Here is a 20621-nt window from a genome sequence, read left to right on the forward strand (position 1 = left end):
TGTGCCGTGGTGACAGGCATTCTGTAGCATTGGTCGGCGCGCCGTGGGTGCGTCTTTGCTTTATCAGATGGAGAGCGCTATGGCTTGGAATGAGCCGGGTGGCAACTCGAATAATCAGGATCCTTGGGGTGGTAAGCGCCGTAATAACGGCGATCGCAAGGGGCCGCCAGATCTCGACGAGGCCTTCCGAAAGCTGCAGGAAAGCCTGAACGGGTTGTTCGGTGGTGGTAAGAAACGTGGTGATGACGGTGGTGGTTCGGGCAAGAGCGGCGGCTTCGGCGGCCTGCTGGGCATCGGCCTGGTCGTGTTGGCGGCCGTATGGCTGTACAGCGCGGTCTATGTCGTCGACGAGCAGGAGCAAGCCGTGGTGCTGCGCTTCGGCAAGTACTACGAAACCGTCGGCCCCGGCCTGAATATCTACTTCCCACCGATCGACAAGAAGTACATGGAAAACGTCACGCGTGAGCGGGCGTACACCAAGCAGGGTCAAATGCTGACTGAAGACGAAAACATCGTCGAAGTGCCGCTGACCGTGCAGTACAAGATCAGCAACCTGCAGGACTTCGTGCTGAGCGTCGATCAGCCGGAAATCAGCCTGCAGCACGCGACCGACAGCGCCCTGCGCCATGTGGTGGGTTCCACCGCGATGGACCAGGTGCTGACCGAAGGTCGGGAGTTGATGGCCAGCGAAATCAAGGAGCGCCTGCAACGCTTCATGGATACCTATCGCACCGGTATCACCGTCACCCAGGTCAACGTACAGAGCGCAGCGGCACCGCGTGAAGTGCAAGAAGCCTTCGATGACGTGATCCGCGCCCGTGAAGACGAGCAGCGTTCGCGCAACCAGGCTGAAACCTATGCCAACGGCGTCGTGCCGGAAGCCCGTGGTCAGGCCCAGCGCATCCTTGAAGATGCCAACGGCTACCGTGACGAAACCGTCTCGCGCGCCAAGGGTGAGGCCGATCGCTTCACCAAGCTGGTCGCCGAGTATCGCAAGGCACCTGAAGTCACCCGCCAACGTCTGTACCTGGACACCATGCAGGAAGTCTTCAGCAACACCAGCAAGGTTCTCGTGACCGGCAACAAGAATGGCCAGAACAACCTGCTCTACTTGCCGCTGGACAAAATGGTCGACAGTGGTCGCAGCACCAGCACTCAGGTGACCGGCGCGGCAGCCACCAGCAATGAAGCGAATGCGCGTGCGGCAGCTGATCTGCAGCAACAGCAAGCACGTACCAGGGAGAGTCGCTGATGAGCAATAAATCGCTGATCGCCCTTATTGTCGGCGTCGTCGTGGCGATCGCTGCCTGGAACTGCTTCTACATCGTGGCTCAGACCGAGCGTGCGGTGTTGCTGCAGTTCGGTCGCGTGGTCCAGACCGATGTTCAGCCAGGCCTGCATGTGAAAGTGCCTTACGTTAACCAGGTGCGTAAATTCGACGCACGCCTGATGACGCTGGATGCACCGACGCAACGCTTCCTGACGCTGGAAAAGAAAGCCGTGATGGTCGATGCCTACGCCAAGTGGCGGGTGAAGGACGCCGAGCGTTTCTACACCGCGACTTCCGGCCTGAAGCAGATTGCCGACGAGCGTCTGTCCCGTCGTCTCGAATCGGGCCTGCGTGACCAGTTCGGTAAGCGCACCTTGCACGAAGTCGTGTCCGGTGAGCGTGATGCGCTGATGGCGGATATCACCGCTTCGCTGAACAAGATGGCTGAAAAGGAGCTGGGCATCGAGGTTGTCGATGTTCGGGTCAAGACCATCGACCTGCCGAAGGAAGTGAACCGCAGCGTGTTCGAGCGTATGAGCACCGAGCGTGAGCGTGAAGCTCGCGAGCACCGCGCCAAGGGTAACGAGCTGGCTGAAGGCATCCGTGCCGACGCCGATCGTCAACGTCGCGTGTTGTTGGCTGAAGCCTATCGTGAATCCGAAGAGATTCGCGGTGACGGTGACGCCCAGGCCGCTTCGATCTACTCCAAGGCCTACGGTCAGGATCAGGAGTTCTACGCGTTCTACCGTAGCCTGCGTGCCTACCGTGAAAGCTTCGCGAACAAATCCGACGTCATGGTCCTGGACCCAAGCAGTGACTTCTTCCACTACCTGGAAAAAGCCAAGCCTTGATACAACGTTGACCTGATTCATCCCGCCGGGCGGCTAAAACCTCTGGCGGGGTGATCCTTTGGGAAAACGTGTGTATGATGCGGCAGCCGGGAAATTCCCGGCTTTTTTGCGTCTGCATGTTTGAATGCTGTTTTGTGCAGGTGCCCGAGCTGAATGCTCGACAGGTTTTTCGAGGAAAGTGATTGGCGAAGCCGGTAGCAGGCGTTTCGCTTCGTTGTTCCTGCGCGGAACAATCATTTTCTGCTTCACTCAAGGGCTCGGCCCAGGGCTGGCCGCCCGGATACAGGGGAAGGCGTAATGGCAACGGTAGACCGCTGGCTACTGCCAGATGGCATCGAAGAAGTACTGCCACCGGAAGCGGCGCGTATTGAAGTTGCGCGTCGCCAGGTGTTGGATCTGTTCCAGAGCTGGGGTTACGAGTTTGTCGTGACTCCCCATATCGAGTACCTGGAATCCCTGCTGACCGGCGCGGGCCAGGACCTGGATCTGCGTACCTTCAAGGTCATCGACCCGCAATCGGGCCGGCAGATGGGTTTCCGTGCGGACATCACGCCGCAGGTAGCGCGCATCGATGCGCATACCCTGCGCCGCGAAGGCCCGAGCCGCCTGTGCTACGCCGGTAGCGTGCTGCATGCCCAACCGCGTGCCTTGTCGTCCTCGCGCAGCCCGATCCAGTTGGGCGCCGAGTTGTATGGCGATGCCAGCCCAAGCAGCGACGTGGAAGTCATCAGCCTGATGCTCGCCATGCTGCAACTGGCCGACGTGCCGGATGTGCACATGGACCTGGGGCATGTCGGCATCTACCGCGGCCTGGCCCGCGCCGCCGGTCTGTCCGGTGAAGTTGAACAACAGTTGTTCGATGCATTGCAACGTAAAGCCATCGATGAGGTCATTACCTTGACCGAAGGCTTGCCGGCTGACCTGTCGGGCATGCTGCGCGCGTTGGTCGACCTGTGTGGCGGCCGTGAAGTGCTGGCGGCTGCGCGTGAGCGTCTGGCCAAGGCCCCTGCCGCGGTACTGGCGGCATTGGACGACCTGCTGGCAATCGCCGAGCGTTTGTCCGTGCGTTTCCCGGAGCTGCCGCTGTACTTCGACCTGGGCGAGCTGCGCGGTTACCACTACCACACCGGCGTGGTGTTCGCCGTGTTCGTGCCGGGTGTTGGCCAGTCCATTGCCCAGGGCGGTCGTTACGACGACATCGGCGCTGACTTCGGTCGCGCCCGTCCGGCAACCGGCTTCTCTACCGATTTGAAAACCCTGGTGACCCTGGGGCGTGCTGAGATCGAGCTACCGTCTGGCGGTATCTGGATGCCTGACAGTACGGATGCGGCACTCTGGCAGCAGGTTTGCCGGTTGCGCAGTGAGGGTCAGCGTGTCGTCCAGGCCTTGCCTGGACAACCTTTGGCCGCCGCCCGTGAAGCGGACTGCGACCGGCAATTGATTCAGCAGAACGGGCTTTGGCAAGTATCGCCACTGGCTTCTTGAGTTTTCCTGCCGGCTGCCGCCGGCACCAAGTTTGCGCGAATGAGGACAAGTGTTATGGGTAAGAATGTCGTAGTCCTGGGCACCCAGTGGGGTGATGAGGGCAAAGGCAAGATCGTTGATCTGCTGACCGAACATGCTGCCGCCGTAGTGCGCTACCAGGGTGGCCACAACGCTGGCCACACCCTGGTGATCGACGGTGAAAAAACCGTCTTGCACCTGATCCCGTCGGGCGTACTGCGCGAAGGCGTGCAGTGCCTGATCGGCAACGGCGTGGTGGTTGCACCTGACGCCCTGATGCGTGAAATCGTCAAGCTGGAAGAGAAAGGCGTACCGGTGCGCGAGCGCCTGCGTATCAGCCCTTCCTGCCCGCTGATCCTGTCCTTCCACGTTGCACTGGATCAGGCCCGTGAAAAGGCTCGTGGCGAGCTGAAGATCGGTACCACCGGTCGCGGCATCGGTCCGGCCTACGAAGACAAGGTTGCACGTCGTGGTCTGCGTGTGGGCGACCTGCTCAACATGCCGCGCTTTGAAGACAAGCTGCGTGAGCTGGTGGATTACCACAACTTCATGCTGGTGGGTTACTACAAAGAGCCAGCCATCGAATTCGAAAAGACCCTGGCCGAATGCAAAGAATACGCTGAGCTGCTCAAGCCGCTGATGCTGGACGTGACTGCCGAGCTGCACGGCCTGCGTCGCGCTGGCAAGGACATCATGTTCGAAGGCGCCCAAGGCTCCCTGCTGGACATCGACCATGGTACCTACCCGTACGTGACCAGCTCTAACACCACGGCTGGCGGCGTAGCTACCGGTTCGGGTGTTGGCCCTATGTTCCTGGACTACATCCTGGGCATCACCAAGGCTTACACCACGCGTGTAGGTTCGGGTCCTTTCCCGACGGAACTGTTCGACGAAGTCGGCGCTCACCTGGCCAAGCAGGGTCACGAGTTCGGCGCAACCACCGGTCGTGCTCGTCGTTGCGGCTGGTTTGACGCCGTTATCCTGCGTCGCGCTATCGATGTGAACAGCATCTCGGGCATCTGCCTGACCAAGCTGGACGTACTCGACGGTCTGGAAACCATCAACATCTGCGTCGGCTACAAAGACGCAAACGGCAATGACGTTGCCCCAACCGACGCCGACAGCTACGTAGGCCTGCAGCCTGTGTACGAAGAAGTGCCGGGCTGGACCGAATCGACCGTGGGCGCCAAGACTCTGGAAGAGCTGCCGGCCAACGCCCGTGCCTACATCAAGCGTGTTGAAGAGCTGATCGGCGCGCCGATCGACATTATTTCGACGGGTCCGGACCGAAACGAAACCATCGTTCTGCGCCACCCGTTCGCTTGATAAGTTGTTGATGTAAAAAACAAAGGCCCCTTGATAGGGGCCTTTGTCGTTTATGCCTGTCGTACGGCATGACCTTTGCTATTAGCTTTGCCTAACGTGTCACTTTCGGGCGTGCCATCAATTTAATGGCGCTAATGCAGAGGGATTTCAAGTGTCGGCCGTTCTCTCATTGTTACAAAGCCGTTTGTTGCGGCCCGTGTTCGTTACCCTTGGTATCGCCCTTTTGGTGCAGGTACTGGTGGCGGTCGCGCTGACTCGCAGCACCGTGACGGCGCTGGAAGCCGATCTCGCTCAGCGCCTGGGCGCAGACAGTCAAAAACTATCTGGTGAGCTCGAGCAGGCGGGGCGGGAAGTCACGTCGAGCCTCGACAGCCTTTCCGCCAGTACGCGTCAACGCCTTACGGCTGGCTTGTCTGAGCGCCTGAAGGATGAACAGGCGCAGTTGCGTTCGACCCTGGAAAAAGACCTGAAGGACTCCGCCAGCGACATGGCGCAGCTTCTGGCGTCGGTGGCGCCGCGCGCCATGTGGGACAACGACGTGCCGACCTTGTCCGAGTTCGCCCGTCGGGCCCAGCGCAACCCCAACGTCCTGTTCGTGGTGTATGACGACGCCACGGGCCAGCATCTGACGCGCTACCTCAACCGGGAAAACCCGATCAATAAGGCCCTTTTGGAAAAAGGCCAGGGCGAGCGCGCGCTGGACAAGGTGCTGGATGCGGCCAAGAACGATCCGTCGGTCTTTTACATCGAGGCCTCGATCAACCCGAATGGCGTGGAAATCGGCAAGGTCCTGATGGGCGTCTCGACGGCGTCGGTAGAGGCCGACCTGGCGGCGTTGGATAAGCGCTTCTCGGCGTTGATCGCCAGTGGCGACCAGCTGGTGGGCGACAGCCTCAAGGGCGCGGCGGCCGACAGTGCGGCAGCCATGGGTGCACGTCTGCAATCGGCCCAGGCAACGGCCGCTGAAATGAAAGCCAATACCACCGCTACCGTGCAGGAGGCTGCGACTACCCTGCGCTGGCGTATTGGTGTGAGTCTGGCGGTGGTGGGTTTTGGTGTCCTGCTGTTGCTGGCGGTCGTGCTCGGGCGTCGAGTCGTCAACCGCCTGAGGATGCTGATTGTCGCCATGGATGACCTGGCGGCGGGTGAGGGCGACCTGACCAAGCGCGTGCAGATCAGCAGCAAGGACGAAATCGGCGACATGGCGTCGGCGGTCAATCGCTTTGTCGACAAGTTGCAGCCGATCGTGCGCGAGGCGGGTGATGTCGCTCAGCGTACCGGTGTGGAAATCGGTGCCATGACATTGCGCAACGCGGGGGCCGATGCGGCGGCAGGCATGCAGCGCGATGAGGTGGCTGAAAGTCTGCGGGCCTTGTCGCGAATGGCGGATGAGGCACAGTCCGAAAGCCAGGCCATGCAAGCGGCATTGAAGCAGGTGGTGGATATTCGTCAGGCCACCGACGAAAACACCCGGACCTCGGCGAAAGTCGGCAACCTGATTGAAGCGTTGGCTGGCCAGGTTGAAACCGGGGCGCAGGTGATCGAGCGCCTGGCACAGCAGAGTGAGCAGATCGAGGTGGTCCTGACGGTGATTCACGGGATTGCCGAGCAAACCAACCTGCTGGCGCTGAACGCGGCCATTGAAGCGGCGCGCGCTGGCGAAACCGGTCGCGGCTTTGCGGTGGTGGCGGACGAAGTGCGCGCGTTGGCGAGCAAGACGCAAAGCTCCACCGGCGATATCCAGGCGCATATCGTGGCGTTGCAGCAAGGCGCACGCGAAGCCGTGGCCGCAATCGGCCAGGCCGGGCGTCAGGCCAGTGAGGGGCTGTTGGTTCTACGTGACAGTGCGCGGTTGCAGCAATCGGTGCAGGCTTCGGTTGAACAGGTGCACACGGCGATCGGCCTGGCGACCCAGGCCGCCGAGCATCAGGCCCGGGGAGCCCAGGCGGTGCGCGGTCGGGTCGAGACCATTCATGTGCAAGCCGAGAAGGCGGCCCAGGCGGTGGTGGAAACCACGGCCAGTGGCAAGGTGCTGGATGGGCTGGCGGCGCAGCTCAAGGCCAGTCTGGGGCAGTTCAGGGCGTAATGTGTCGCCGGGGCCGGCCTCATCGCGAGCAAGCTCGCTCCCACAGTTGACCGAGTTCTCCCAGAAAGAACGCGATCAAATGTGGGAGCGAGCTTGCTCGCGATGACGGCCTCAGCGGCTCAAATACATCCGGGTCGTTAACAGGTAGACGGGCAACCCCGACACCAATATCAACAACGCCGCATAAGGCGCCGCCGCTGCAAACTCCACATTCGCGGTATGCGCCCACACCTCGGTGGCCAGTGTATTGAGTCCGGTCGGGCTCAAGAGCAGGGTTGCCGTCAGTTCCTTCATCGCATCCAGAAACACCAGCGCAAACGCCGCCCCCAGCGCCGGGAAAATGATCGGCAGCGTTATCCGGCAAAAGGCACTGAACGAAGATGCCCCCAACGTGCGTGCAGCCTCTTCCAGTTGCGGCGCAGCCTTGTTCAGCGCTGTGCGAATCGGTGCCTGGGCCAGCGGCAGAAACAGCAGCGCATAAGCAATCAGCAACAGCGTCGAAGTCTGGTACAACACCGGCACATAGTGCAGCGCGAAATAAACCAGGGTCAGCGCGATCACCAGCCCCGGCAGCGCGTGCAGCAGATACGGCAAGCGCTCGGCCCAGATTGCCAGCGGCCCTTTATAGCGCACCACCAGCAGCCCCACCGGCAGCGCCAGCACCAGGCAAAACGCCGCGCCGCCCAGGGACAGGGCCAGGGAGGAAAGCAGTGCCTCGCTGATCGCGGCGATCGGGAACGCGGCCGATGAGCCCACGGCCAGCCAGTACGCCAGCATTCCCAGCGGAATGCCGCTGCCAATGATCGCCAGCACTAGGCAATACAGCTGTCCCACGAACACCCACGGCCCCAGGCGAACCTGTTCTGCCTGTCGCGCCGCGCCCTGGCCTGTGCGCACGTGCCGGCCTTTGCCGCGAACACGCAGTTCCAGCCACAGCAACATCAAACACAGCGCCAGCAACACCGCCGAGAGCATCGCGGCGTTGGCGTTGCTGAACTCCAGCTCGAACTGTTGATAGATCGCGGTGGTGAAGGTTTGCAGGCCGATGATCGACAGCGCACCGAATTCCACCAGCATGTGCAGGGCAATCAGCAGCGACCCCGCCAGCAGCGAAGGCCAGAGCAGCGGCAGGGTGACGCGGAAAAACACCCCCCAGCGATTCTGTCCCAGGGTGCGGGCAGACTCTTCCAGCGAGGGGTCGAGATTGCGAAGGGTGGCGGCCACGGGCAGAAAGATCAGCGGGTATTTGGACAGGCTCATCACCAGGATCGCCCCGCCGAGCCCTTCGAAATGTGCGCTCAGCGACACCCAGGTAAAGCTGCTGACAAACGCCGGTACGGCGAACGGCAAGCACAGAACCACACCCCACAGGCGTCGCCCCGGCAGATTGCTGCGTTCCAGCAGCCATGCCAGCGACAGGCCAATCACGCCGCACGCCAGCGTCACGCCGATCATCAGCGCCAGGGTGTTGCGCAGCAGGCCAAACACATAAGGCCGCCACAGCAAGTGCAGCGCCTGGGCCCAGCCGGCTTGCCAGGCTTTCAGGCCGACGTACGCCAGGGGTAGCACGCTGAGCACGACCAGCAGTAGAACCGGCAGAACCAGCCAGATGGAAGGCCGCTTACGCCCTGGCACATACCGGCCTTGCGTGGCGGAGGCGGATAGCGATGCGCTCATCAGTTCAGGCCAACCTCGCGTTCCAGCTCCAGGGCTTCTTCGGCATTGCCCAAGTCAGCGGGCGTGACTTTCGGCGCTTGCAGTTCGCTGAACGGCTTGAGGCCGCGATCCGATTGCATGCCTTTGTGCAGCGGGTATTCGGCGGTGGTCTGGGTGATCACGCGCTGGCCTTCTTCACTGGCCATATAGGCGAGCAATTGCTGGGCTTCTTTTGGGTGTTTGCTGGATTTCAGCACGGCCGCGCTCGATACGGTAATCAGGCCGCCGACGTCACCGCCGCTGAAGTAATGCAGTTTCGAGTCGAGCTGGCCCTTTTCACGCTGCAAGGCGAACCAGTAGTAGTTGTTCACCAATACCGTCGCCACTTCGCCGTTTTCCACGGCTTTGAGGGCAACCATGTTGTTGCTGTAGGTCTTGCCGAAGGCGCGCAAGCCGGTCAGCCATTCTTCCGCAGCCTCCATGCCATGCACCTTGATGATCGCCACGGCTTGTTCCTGGAACGCGCCGCTGGTGGGTACGAAGCCGACCTTGCCCTGCCATTTTGGATCGGAGAATTCCATCACCGATTTCGGCAGGTCTTTTTCGTCGACCAGTTTCGGGTTGAACGCGACGACGCGCACCCGAGCGGTGACGCCAATCCAGGTGCCGTCGGCGGCGACATAGTCCTTGGGCAGGACTGCCAGCGTGGTGTCATCGGCCTTGGCCAGGAAGCCTTGCTCACCGAGTTTGTTCAGTGGTGGCGATTCTTCGGCGTAGATTACGTCGGCGGGGGAGCGATCGCCTTCTTCGACGACCTGGCTGGCGAGCTGGTTGCTGCTGCCTTTGCGCACATTGACGTGAATGCCTGTCTTGGCTTCGAAGGCTTTGGCGACCGCATCGCCGACTTCCTTGTGTTGGCCGTTATAGAGCGTCAGGGAGACTGGGTCGGCAGCCTGGGTGAGGGGAGTGGCGAGTGCCAGGCCGAGAAGGGTGGTGGTCATGCCGCGGCGCAGGGTATTTCGAAACATCATTCGCAGGGTTCCTCACTGTCGCATTGCAAAATCTTGCAACAATGATAAACGATATTGTTTCTCAAATGCGCCCTGCACGGCGTAATTGCCCTGGGTTTCAAGCCCCGGAAACGCAAAAACCCGCTTTCGCGGGTTTTTGTGAAATTCAAGGCCGTAACCTTGAATTTGAATTGGTGCCCAGAAGAAGACTCGAACTTCCACGACCTTGCGGTCACCAGCACCTGAAGCTGGCGTGTCTACCAATTTCACCATCTGGGCATTTCATCGCTAGCGTTGCCGCTGTTGATGTGGCGCACTATACGGAGCGCAATTAGATCTGTAAACCCCTGATTTGAAATTAATAAATCAGAACCTCCGAAATGCAGATCAGAACCCCGGAAATGCAAAAACCCGCTTTCGCGGGTTTTTGTGTGAGCCTTGAAATTGATCTAATCTCAAGCTCGAAATTGGTGCCCAGAAGAAGACTCGAACTTCCACGACCTTGCGGTCACCAGCACCTGAAGCTGGCGTGTCTACCAATTTCACCATCTGGGCAGTATCGGCAACGTTGTCCGTCGTCGATGGCGCGCACTATACGGAGCGTGTTTTTAACTGTAAACCCCCGACACCAAAAAAACCTGAAAAATTTCACCAGCGGTCTTCAAGTCAGTCTCCTGGTGTCGATAAAGGGCTTTAGATGAGGCGTCTTAGCCTGAAATTTCCCGTTTCATTACGCCTATGCCAAACTAACCCGCATATAGACAAGGTGAAAACTCTCTAATGGCCGATTGGCAGTCCCTCGATCCCGAGGCCGCTCGTGAAGCGGAAAAATATGAAAACCCCATTCCTAGCCGCGAACTGATCCTTCAGCACCTTGCTGATCGGGGTTCGCCTGCTAACCGCGAGCAACTGGTCGAAGAGTTTGGTCTGACCACGGAAGACCAGATCGAAGCCCTGCGCCGCCGCCTGCGCGCCATGGAGCGCGATGCACAGCTGATTTACACCCGCCGCGGCACTTATGCGCCGGTGGACAAGCTCGACCTGATCCTGGGCCGCATCAGCGGTCACCGTGACGGCTTCGGTTTCCTAGTGCCGGACGACGGCAGTGACGACCTGTTCATGAGCCCGGCGCAAATGCGCCTGGTGTTTGACGGCGACCGTGCACTGGCGCGTGTTTCCGGGCTGGATCGTCGCGGTCGCCGCGAAGGCATGATCGTCGAAGTGGTATCCCGTGCCCACGAGACCATCGTCGGTCGCTACTTCGAAGAAGGCGGTATCGGTTTCGTCGTCGCGGATAACCCGAAGATCCAGCAGGAAGTGCTGGTGACACCGGGCCGCAATGCGAACGCGCAGATTGGTCAGTTCGTCGAAGTGAAGATTACTCACTGGCCGACACCACGTTTCCAGCCGCAAGGCGATGTGGTCGAAGTCGTGGGCAACTATATGGCGCCGGGCATGGAGATCGACGTTGCCCTGCGTACCTACGACATTCCCCACGTCTGGCCTGAGGCTGTGCTCAAGGAAGCCGCCAAGCTCAAGCCGGAAGTCGAGGAGAAGGATAAAGAGAAGCGCATCGACCTGCGTCATCTGCCGTTCGTCACCATCGACGGCGAAGATGCCCGCGACTTCGATGACGCGGTCTACTGCGAAGCCCGTCCGGGCAAGCTGCGCCTGTTCTCCGGTGGCTGGAAGTTGTACGTGGCGATTGCCGACGTTTCCAGCTACGTGAAGCTTGGTTCGGCGCTGGACGCCGAGGCCCAGGTGCGCGGCAACTCGGTGTACTTCCCCGAGCGCGTGATCCCGATGCTGCCTGAGCAGCTGTCCAACGGCCTGTGCTCGCTGAACCCGCAGGTCGATCGCCTGGCCATGGTTTGCGAGATGACCATCTCCAAATCCGGCGAGATGACCGACTACTGCTTCTACGAAGCGGTGATCCACTCCCACGCCCGCCTGACCTATAACAAGGTCAGCGCGATGCTGGAAACGCCGAAAGCCACCGAAGCGCGCAAGCTTCGCGGTGAGTACACCGACGTGGTGCCGCACCTCAAGCAGCTGTATTCACTGTACAAGGTGTTACTGGCCGCTCGTCACGTGCGTGGCGCGATCGATTTTGAAACCCAGGAAACCCGGATCATTTTCGGTTCCGAGCGCAAGATCGCGGAAATCCGTCCGACCATCCGCAACGACGCGCACAAGCTGATCGAGGAATGCATGCTGGCGGCCAACGTGGCCACCGCCGAATTCCTGAAGAAACACGAGATTCCTGCGTTGTACCGCGTTCACGACGGCCCGCCGCCGGAGCGCCTGGAAAAACTGCGCGCCTTCCTCGGTGAGCTCGGCCTGTCCCTGCACAAAGGCAAGGATGGCCCGTCGCCGAAGGATTACCAGGCGTTGCTGGCCGGCATCAAAGATCGTCCGGATTTCCATTTGATCCAGACCGTGATGCTGCGCTCGTTGAGCCAGGCCGTGTACAGCGCCGATAACCAGGGCCACTTCGGCCTGAATTACGAGGCTTACACCCACTTCACCTCGCCGATCCGCCGCTACCCGGACTTGCTCACGCACCGGGCGATCCGCAGCGTGATCCATTCGAAGCAGGATACCCCGCACGTTCGCCGTGCCGGTGCGATGACCATTCCGAAGGCGCGCATCTATCCGTACGACGAGGCGGCCCTGGAACAACTCGGCGAGCAGTGCTCGATGAGCGAGCGCCGTGCCGACGAAGCGACCCGTGACGTGGTGAACTGGCTCAAGTGCGAGTTCATGAAAGATCGCGTGGGCGAGTCGTTCCCGGGTGTGATCACCGCGGTCACCGGCTTTGGCCTGTTCGTCGAGCTGACCGACATCTACGTCGAAGGCTTGGTGCACGTCACCGCGCTGCCGGGCGATTACTACCACTTCGATCCTGTGCACCACCGCCTGGCCGGTGAGCGTACCGGTCGCAGCTTCCGCCTTGGCGACACGGTTGAAGTGCGGGTGATGCGCGTCGACCTCGACGAGCGCAAGATCGACTTCGAGATGGCCGAAAAAACCATCAGCGCGCCGATCGGCCGCAAAAAACGTGGCAGCGAAACGGCAGCTCCTGCAGCTAAAGCCGAAGCAGAGCCGGCCCCGGCGAAAACCGGCCGTCGTCCTGCCAAGGAAAAAGCTGTCGAGGCCTATCGCCCAAGCGATGCGGCGGCGAAAAACGCCGAAGTGCGCAAGAGCCGTGAAATGAAGCAGGCGTTGCTGGCCGGCGCGAAAAGCGGCGGTAAAGCGGCGTCTGGGGGAAAGACCAGCCGGTCGGCGCCTGAAAAGGCTGCCGGCGGCAAGCCAGCCAAACCGACTAAACATCGTAAAGGTCCGCCGAAAGCGGGCTCGGCTCCAGCCAAGACTGGCGGGGCGCGTAAACCTAAGGCCAAGTCATGAGTCAGTTGGAAAAGATCTATGGCGTGCACGCTGTAGAAGCGTTGTTGCGTCATCACCCGAAACGCGTGAAGCAGATCTGGCTGGCCGAAGGCCGGAATGACCCTCGGGTCCAGACGCTGATTGAGCTGGCCAACGAAAACCGGGTTCAGGTCGGCCAAGCCGAGCGCCGCGAAATGGACGCCTGGGTTGAAGGCGTGCACCAGGGTGTGGTCGCGGAAGTCAGTCCGAGCCAGGTCTGGGGCGAGGCAATGCTCGACGAGCTGCTCGATCGCACGGAAGGCGCTCCGTTGTTGCTGGTGCTCGACGGCGTGACCGATCCGCACAACCTCGGTGCCTGCCTGCGTTCCGCCGATGCGGCGGGTGCGCTGGCAGTGATCGTACCGAAGGACAAGTCGGCGACTCTGACGCCGGTTGTACGAAAAATCGCCTGCGGTGCGGCGGAAGTGATTCCGCTGGTGGCGGTGACCAACCTGGCGCGCACCCTGGAAAAACTCCAGCAGCGTGGTTTGTGGGTTGTCGGTACGGCCGGTGAAGCTGAAGTCAGCCTGTATGATCAGGACCTGACAGGCCCGACCATCCTGATCATGGGTGCCGAAGGCAAAGGCATGCGTCGCCTGACCCGCGAGCATTGCGACTATCTGGTGAACCTGCCGATGGCCGGTAGCGTCAGCAGTCTCAACGTGTCCGTGGCAACGGGTGTGTGCCTGTTCGAAGCGCAGCGCCAGCGCAGCGTCAAAGCCAAGGCTGCCGCTAAAAAAGCGTGATCCAGTTGTAGTCCCTGTGGGAGCGAGCCTGCTCGCGATAGCGGAGTTACATTCAGCATCAATGTTGAATGTTGCGCCCCCATCGCGAGCAGGCTCGCTCCCACAGTGTCTTGTGGTGTGGTATGAATTGAGGGTTGTTCAAATAATCACCAATTCCCTTGCGCCTCCCACGCCCCTTCTCTACAATTGCGCCCCTTGCTGTGATGGCAGGCACCAACGTGTCTAGCGTCCACAAGTCCATAAGTGTCATTCACTCCTTGTCTGACCGCTTTTGAGCGGCAGGCTACAACCCGTAAGGAGCATTCATGCGTCATTACGAAATCATCTTTTTGGTCCACCCGGATCAAAGCGAGCAAGTCGGCGGCATGGTTGAGCGTTACACCAAGCTGATCGAAGAAGACGGCGGCAAAATCCACCGTCTGGAAGATTGGGGCCGTCGTCAACTGGCCTACGCAATCAACAATGTTCACAAGGCTCACTACGTGATGCTGAACGTTGAGTGCACTGGCAAGGCCCTGGCCGAGCTGGAAGACAACTTCCGCTACAACGATGCAGTGATCCGTAACCTGGTCATCCGTCGCGAAGAAGCCGTTACCGGCCAATCCGAGATGCTCAAGGCTGAAGAAAACCGCAGTGAGCGCCGTGAGCGTCGCGACCGTCCTGAGCACGAAGGCGCTGAAAGCGCTGATAGTGATGACAGCGACAACAGCGATAACGCTGACGAGTAATCCACGGACCTTTTAAGGAGCCTATCAAATGGCACGTTTCTTCCGTCGTCGTAAATTCTGCCGCTTCACCGCTGAAGACGTGAAAGAGATCGATTACAAAGATCTCAACACTCTGAAAGCCTACGTATCCGAGACCGGCAAAATCGTTCCAAGCCGCATCACCGGTACCAAAGCTCGTTATCAGCGTCAGCTGGCCACCGCTATCAAGCGCGCCCGCTTCCTGGCCCTGCTGGCCTACACCGACAGCCACGGCCGCTGAGACCGGGCAGTCGACACGTAGCAAAGGATTGAATGTATGCGTGCCTTAGCTGAGTTCATCATGCGGGGCCGTATGCAGGCCACTCTCGTAGTGGCTGGATGCGCGGCATTGCCGTTGTTGTATTGGTTGGGTGCTGCCGCCGGATGCCTTGTGCTCCTGCGGCGCGGATTGAAGGACGCCCTGGGCGTTCTTGCTCTGGGACTGCTGCCGGCGTTGATCTGGTGGCTTTACTCCGACGACCCACGAGCACTTCTGGTGCTGCTGGGGTCTGCGAGCCTTGCGTTGGTTTTGCGCGCAAGCGAGTCCTGGAACCGCGTGCTGCTGGTCAGCATAGCGATGGGAGTGGTGTTTTCAGTGGTGCTGGGGGCGGTTTTCGGTCCCCAGATCGAGATGCTGGCGCAGGCTTTGATAAAAGTCATGCCGTCGCTACTCGGTGAGGTCTACCAGCAAATGTCGGTAGACGAGCAAGCGCGTTTCGCGTCCCTGATTACACCAATCCTGACCGGCCTGATTGCGGCCTTGTTGCAAATCGTCAGTGTGCTGAGCCTGATTGTCGGGCGCTACTGGCAGGCGTTGTTGTACAACCCCGGTGGTTTCGGTCGCGAGTTTCGCGCCGTCCGAATCCCGCTGGGTCCCGCGATGTTGCTGCTGGCGGGCATGGTTGTGACACCGAATCTCGGTGTCCAGATGTCCATGCTTGTACCGCTGTGCAGCGTACCGCTGGTTTTCGCCGGGCTGGCCCTGATTCACGGGCTGGTGGCGCAAAAGCGACTGGCCAGATTCTGGCTGGTGGGGTTGTACGTCACGCTGTTGCTGTTCATGCAGCTGATCTATCCGTTGCTGGTGGTCTTGGCCATCGTCGACAGCCTGATTGATTTTCGCGGTCGTCTGGCGCCGAAAGACGCCGATGACGCGAACGGTGAAGGTTAAAAGTTAAGAGGATTTTCACATGCAACTGATCCTTCTGGAAAAAGTCACCAACCTGGGCAACCTGGGTGACAAAGTGAACGTTAAGGCTGGTTACGGTCGTAACTACCTGCTGCCTTACGGCAAAGCTACCGCTGCGACCCCAGCCAACCTGGCTGCGTTCGAAGAGCGTCGTGCTGAGCTGGAAAAAGCCGCAGCAGATCGTAAATCGTCGGCTGAAAGCCGCGCTGCCCAACTGGCCGAGCTGGAAGTGACCATCACTGCCACCGCTGGCGACGAAGGCAAGCTGTTCGGTTCGATCGGTACTCACGACATCGCTGACGCACTGACCGCCTCCGGCGTTGAAGTAGCGAAAAGCGAAGTTCGTCTGCCGAACGGCACCATCCGCAACGTAGGTGAATTCGACGTAGCCGTGCACCTGCACGCCGAAGTTGAAGCCACCGTACGCGTTGTCGTGGTAGCAGCTTAAGCAGCACTTGTCGGCTGGCACCCTCGGGTGCTTGCCGGTAACATCGGGCACGATCCTGTTCACAGGTCGTGCCCTTTGTCTTTCTGGTAACACCCGTTTTCAAACCCCTGCTTTTCAAAAAACCAAGTGGCCATGAACGAAATCTCTGCTCCCGAGCAATACGATCTGCAAACCGCCGCGCTGAAGGTGCCGCCGCATTCCATCGAAGCCGAACAGGCTGTACTCGGTGGTCTGATGCTGGACAACAACGCCTGGGAACGCGTGCTCGATCAAGTCTCCGACGGCGATTTCTATCGACATGACCACCGTCTGATTTTCCGTGCGATCGCCAAGCTGGCCGATCAGAACATGCCGATCGACGTCGTGACCCTGTCCGAGCAACTGGACAAGGAAGGTCAGACCTCGCAGGTCGGCGGCCTCGGTTACCTGGGCGAGCTGGCGAAAAACACGCCGTCTGTCGCCAACATCAAGGCCTATGCGCAAATCGTTCGTGAGCGGGCGACCCTGCGCCAGTTGATCGGCATCAGCACCGAGATCGCCGACAGCGCCTTCAACCCGGAAGGCCGTACCGCCGCCGAGATTCTCGACGAAGCTGAGCGGCAGATCTTCCAGATCGCCGAGGCCCGGCCAAAAACCGGCGGCCCGGTGGGTGTGAATGACCTGCTGACCAAGGCCATCGACCGCATCGACACCCTGTTCAACACCGACAACGCCATCACCGGCCTGTCCACCGGTTATACCGACCTCGACGAGAAGACCAGCGGCCTGCAGCCGGCCGACTTGATCATCGTCGCCGGCCGTCCGTCCATGGGTAAGACCACCTTTGCCATGAACCTGGTGGAAAACGCCGTGTTGCGCAGCGAGAAGGCGGTTCTGGTTTACTCGCTGGAGATGCCAGGCGAATCGCTGATCATGCGTATGTTGTCGTCGTTGGGGCGCATCGACCAGACCAAGGTGCGTTCCGGCCAGCTGGAAGATGACGATTGGCCACGCCTGACCTCGGCGGTCAACCTGCTCAACGATCGCAAGCTGTTCATCGACGATACCGCCGGTATCAGCCCGTCGGAAATGCGTGCGCGGACCCGCCGTCTGGTGCGTGAGCATGGCGAAGTCGGCCTGATCATGATCGACTACCTGCAACTCATGCAGATCCCGGGCTCCAGCGGTGACAACCGGACCAACGAGATTTCCGAGATCTCCCGATCCCTGAAAGCCCTGGCCAAGGAATTCAACTGCCCGGTCGTTGCGCTGTCACAGCTCAACCGTTCCCTGGAACAACGCCCGAACAAGCGCCCGGTGAACTCCGACTTGCGCGAATCCGGAGCGATCGAGCAGGACGCCGACGTGATCATGTTCGTGTACCGCGACGAGGTGTATCACCCGGAGACCGAGCACAAAGGCATTGCCGAGATCATCATCGGCAAGCAGCGTAACGGGCCGATCGGCTTTATTCGTCTGGCCTTTATCGGCAAATACACGCGATTCGAGAACCTGGCGCCGGGTAGCTACAACTTCGACGACGACGAGTGATTTGTAGCGTCTGATCGGGCCTCTTCGCGGGCAAGTCGGATCGCCGCCCGCTCGCTCCTACAGAATCCCTCCGTCTGTAGGGGCGAGGCTTGCCCGCGATGGGGGCGTCGCAATTTCCGACCACAGCCGTCGGAATTGGTCAAAATTTGTGCTATATTCCGCGCCCGCGAAATTCAATGAAAGCCAACACCGGTTATCGACATGCAAGCAGCCAAGCCGTTATTTGACTATCCCAAGTACTGGGCCGAATGTTTCGGACCAGCGCCATTCCTGCCGATGAGCAGGGAGGAGATGGATCAGCTTGGCTGGGATTCCTGCGACATCATCATCGTCACCGGTGATGCCTACGTCGATCACCCGTCGTTCGGCATGGCGATCATCGGCCGGCTGCTGGAGTCCCAGGGCTTCCGCGTCGGGATCATTGCCCAGCCGAACTGGCAGTCCAAAGACGATTTCATGAAGCTTGGCGAGCCGAACCTGTTCTTCGGTGTCGCGGCCGGCAACATGGACTCGATGATCAACCGCTACACCGCCGACAAGAAAATCCGGTCCGACGACGCCTACACCCCGGGTGGCCTGGCGGGCAAGCGTCCGGATCGCGCGAGCCTGGTCTACAGCCAGCGCTGCAAGGAAGCCTACAAGCACGTGCCGATCGTGCTCGGTGGCATCGAAGCGTCCCTGCGCCGCATCGCCCACTACGATTACTGGCAGGACCGGGTGCGTAACTCGATCCTGATCGACGCCTGCGCCGACATCCTGCTCTACGGCAACGCCGAGCGTGCGATCGTCGAAGTCGCCCAGCGCCTGTCCTACGGTCACAAGATCGAAGACATCACCGATGTGCGCGGCACCGCGTTCATCCGTCGCGACACACCCAAAGACTGGTACGAAGTCGACTCCACGCGAATCGACCGTCCGGGCAAGATCGACAAGATCATCAACCCGTACGTGAACACCCAGGACACCCAGGCCTGCGCCATCGAGCAGGAAAAGGGGCCGGTTGAAGACCCGCAGGAAGCCAAGGTCGTACAGATCCTGGCCAGCCCGAAGATGACCCGCGACAAGACCGTGATCCGTCTGCCGTCGGTGGAAAAGGTCCGTAACGACGCGGTGCTCTACGCCCACGCCAACCGCGTGCTGCACCTGGAAACCAACCCGGGCAACGCCCGTGCCCTGGTGCAGAAGCACGGTGAAGTCGACGTCTGGTTCAACCCGCCACCGATTCCGATGACCACCGAAGAGATGGACTACGTCTTCGGCATGCCTTACGCCCGCATTCCGCACCCGGCGTATGGCAAGGAGAAGATCCCGGCCTACGACATGATCCGCTTCTCGGTGAACATCATGCGTGGCTGCTTCGGCGGCTGTACCTTCTGCTCGATCACCGAGCACGAAGGCCGGATCATCCAGAACCGCTCCCACGAGTCGATCATTCGCGAGATCGAAGAAATTCGTGACAAGGTTCCCGGTTTTACCGGCGTGATCTCTGACCTGGGCGGCCCGACCGCGAACATGTACCGCATCGCCTGCAAGACCCCGGAAATCGAATCCGCGTGCCGCAAGCCGTCCTGCGTGTTCCCCGGCATCTGCCCGAACCTGAACACCGACCACTCGGCGCTGATCCAGTTGTACCGCAGCGCCCGTGAATTGCCGGGTGTGAAGAAGATCCTGATCGCTTCCGGCCTGCGTTATGACCTCGCGGTCGAGTCGCCGGAATACGTTAAAGAGCTGGTGACCCACCACGTCGGTGGCTACCTGAAGATCGCCCCGGAACATACCGAGGAAGGTCCGCTCAACCAGATGATGAAACCGGGCATCGGCAGCTATGACAAGTTCAAGCGCATGTTCGAGAAGTATTCGAAGGAAGCCGGGAAAGAGCAGTACCTGATTCCGTACTTCATCGCGGCCCACCCGGGCACCACCGACGAAGACATGATGAACCTGGCGCTGTGGCTCAAGGGCAACGGTTTCCGTGCTGACCAGGTGCAGGCGTTCTACCCGTCGCCGATGGCTACCGCCACCGCGATGTACCACTCGGGCAAGAACCCGCTGCGCAAGGTTACGTACAAGAGTGACGCGGTCACCATCGTCAAGAGCGAGGAGCAGCGTCGCCTGCACAAGGCGTTCCTGCGTTATCACGATCCGAAAGGCTGGCCGATGCTGCGTGAGGCGCTGACCCGCATGGGCCGTGCCGATCTGATCGGGCCGGGCAAGAACCAGTTGATCCCGCTGCACCAGCCGTCCACCGACAGCTACCAGAGCGCCCGTCGCAAGAACTCGACGCCGGCCGGTAGCCACAAGGTTGCAGGGGAAAAGACCACCAAGATCCTGACCCAGCACACCGGCCTGCCACCACGCGCCAGCGATGGCGGCAACCCGTGGGACAAGCGTGAGCAGGCCAAGGCGGCGGCATTCGCCCGCAACCAGCAGGCGGCCAAGGAGCGCAAGGAAGCGGCCAAAGGCAAGGGGCCCAAGCCTACGCGCAAGCCGGTCGTGCCGCGCTAAGCCTCGCTTGAGCTGAACAAAACGCCAACCTTCGGGTTGGCGTTTTGCGTTTCAGGGTTTAACCATTTGTGCTGGAGCCACTGGCCTCTTCGCGGGCAAGCCCGCTCCCACAGTGTTCGAGGTTGCACGCGATTGTGTGTTCGCAGCAGATCCCTGTGGGAGCGGGCTTGCCCGCGAAGAGGCCCGAGCAGGCGGCGACTTCACAACTTCCCGCCACAAATCCGTGCAACTCTCTCCAACCAATTTCCCGCATCGCCCGATTTTGGTGCTGTACTGCCTCCTGCAACGGGAGAAAGCGCCAGCACTGCTGGATGGCATAAGTCTTGCGC

General features: G+C 60.4%; 16 protein-coding genes and 2 tRNA genes. 13 read left to right on the plus strand and 5 right to left on the minus strand.

Features of this window, described 5'->3' with window-relative positions; translation table 11 throughout:
- Positions 1 to 79 precede the first annotated feature (79 nt).
- From hflK to OH720_RS02455, 5 genes are all read left to right on the plus strand, one after another.
- Positions 80 to 1252, plus strand: a complete 1173-nt coding sequence (gene hflK, locus OH720_RS02435; protein ID WP_008064111.1) for an FtsH protease activity modulator HflK — start codon at positions 80 to 82, stop codon at positions 1250 to 1252.
- Positions 1252 to 2121: a protease modulator HflC gene (gene hflC / locus OH720_RS02440; protein WP_008064109.1), complete on the plus strand. Its 870-nt coding sequence runs from the start codon at positions 1252 to 1254 to the stop codon at positions 2119 to 2121. The genes hflK and hflC overlap by 1 nt, the downstream gene beginning before the upstream one ends.
- A gap of 297 nt (positions 2122 to 2418) precedes the next feature.
- Positions 2419 to 3606, plus strand: coding sequence for an ATP phosphoribosyltransferase regulatory subunit (locus OH720_RS02445; RefSeq protein ID WP_272604424.1), 1188 nt, complete (start codon positions 2419 to 2421; stop codon positions 3604 to 3606).
- A gap of 54 nt (positions 3607 to 3660) precedes the next feature.
- Positions 3661 to 4950 carry an adenylosuccinate synthase gene (locus tag OH720_RS02450; protein ID WP_180204020.1) on the plus strand — a complete coding sequence of 430 codons (1290 nt, stop codon included), beginning with the start codon at positions 3661 to 3663 and terminating at the stop codon, positions 4948 to 4950.
- Positions 4951 to 5101: 151 nt separating this feature from the next.
- Complete coding sequence (locus OH720_RS02455) at positions 5102 to 7036, plus strand: methyl-accepting chemotaxis protein (RefSeq protein WP_272604425.1); 1935 nt, start codon at positions 5102 to 5104, stop codon at positions 7034 to 7036.
- Between the two features lie 111 nt (positions 7037 to 7147).
- Here OH720_RS02455 and OH720_RS02460 read toward each other — a convergent pair whose 3' ends face one another.
- From OH720_RS02460 to OH720_RS02480, 5 genes are all read right to left on the minus strand, one after another.
- The gene (locus tag OH720_RS02460; protein WP_272604426.1) at positions 7148 to 8713 is read right to left on the minus strand and encodes an ABC transporter permease; all 1566 of its coding nucleotides are present in this window, start codon (positions 8711 to 8713) and stop codon (positions 7148 to 7150) included.
- Positions 8713 to 9723, minus strand: coding sequence for an extracellular solute-binding protein (locus OH720_RS02465; protein WP_272604427.1), 1011 nt, complete (start codon positions 9721 to 9723; stop codon positions 8713 to 8715). Before OH720_RS02465 ends, OH720_RS02460 begins: the two co-directional genes overlap by 1 nt.
- A gap of 12 nt (positions 9724 to 9735) precedes the next feature.
- A complete protein-coding gene (locus OH720_RS02470) occupies positions 9736 to 9924 on the minus strand; it encodes a hypothetical protein (protein ID WP_272604428.1) in 189 nt (62 codons plus the stop codon).
- Positions 9895 to 9981: transfer RNA gene (locus tag OH720_RS02475), tRNA-Leu, on the minus strand. The genes OH720_RS02470 and OH720_RS02475 overlap by 30 nt, the downstream gene beginning before the upstream one ends.
- A 189-nt stretch (positions 9982 to 10170) precedes the next feature.
- A tRNA-Leu gene (locus tag OH720_RS02480) sits at positions 10171 to 10257 on the minus strand.
- Between the two features lie 225 nt (positions 10258 to 10482).
- Here OH720_RS02480 and rnr point away from each other — a divergent pair.
- From rnr to OH720_RS02520, 8 genes are all read left to right on the plus strand, one after another.
- On the plus strand, positions 10483 to 13110 hold the full coding sequence (rnr, locus tag OH720_RS02485) for a ribonuclease R (RefSeq protein WP_272604429.1): 2628 nt from the start codon (positions 10483 to 10485) through the stop codon (positions 13108 to 13110).
- Positions 13107 to 13874: a 23S rRNA (guanosine(2251)-2'-O)-methyltransferase RlmB gene (gene rlmB / locus OH720_RS02490; RefSeq protein WP_272604430.1), complete on the plus strand. Its 768-nt coding sequence runs from the start codon at positions 13107 to 13109 to the stop codon at positions 13872 to 13874. Before rnr ends, rlmB begins: the two co-directional genes overlap by 4 nt.
- Before the next feature lie 305 nt (positions 13875 to 14179).
- Positions 14180 to 14602, plus strand: coding sequence for a 30S ribosomal protein S6 (gene rpsF, locus OH720_RS02495; protein ID WP_003217491.1), 423 nt, complete (start codon positions 14180 to 14182; stop codon positions 14600 to 14602).
- A gap of 28 nt (positions 14603 to 14630) precedes the next feature.
- Positions 14631 to 14861, plus strand: a complete 231-nt coding sequence (gene rpsR / locus OH720_RS02500; protein ID WP_002551829.1) for a 30S ribosomal protein S18 — start codon at positions 14631 to 14633, stop codon at positions 14859 to 14861.
- Positions 14862 to 14897: 36 nt separating this feature from the next.
- Positions 14898 to 15791, plus strand: coding sequence for a hypothetical protein (locus tag OH720_RS02505; protein ID WP_272604431.1), 894 nt, complete (start codon positions 14898 to 14900; stop codon positions 15789 to 15791).
- 19 nt (positions 15792 to 15810) lie between these two features.
- A complete protein-coding gene (gene rplI, locus OH720_RS02510) occupies positions 15811 to 16257 on the plus strand; it encodes a 50S ribosomal protein L9 (RefSeq protein ID WP_008058981.1) in 447 nt (148 codons plus the stop codon).
- A gap of 132 nt (positions 16258 to 16389) precedes the next feature.
- On the plus strand, positions 16390 to 17787 hold the full coding sequence (gene dnaB / locus OH720_RS02515; RefSeq protein WP_008058980.1) for a replicative DNA helicase: 1398 nt from the start codon (positions 16390 to 16392) through the stop codon (positions 17785 to 17787).
- A 201-nt stretch (positions 17788 to 17988) separates the two neighbouring features.
- Complete coding sequence (locus OH720_RS02520; protein WP_272604432.1) at positions 17989 to 20292, plus strand: YgiQ family radical SAM protein; 2304 nt, start codon at positions 17989 to 17991, stop codon at positions 20290 to 20292.
- Positions 20293 to 20621: the final 329 nt, after the last annotated feature.

Source organism: Pseudomonas sp. WJP1 (assembly GCF_028471945.1).
Lineage (GTDB): Bacteria > Pseudomonadota > Gammaproteobacteria > Pseudomonadales > Pseudomonadaceae > Aquipseudomonas.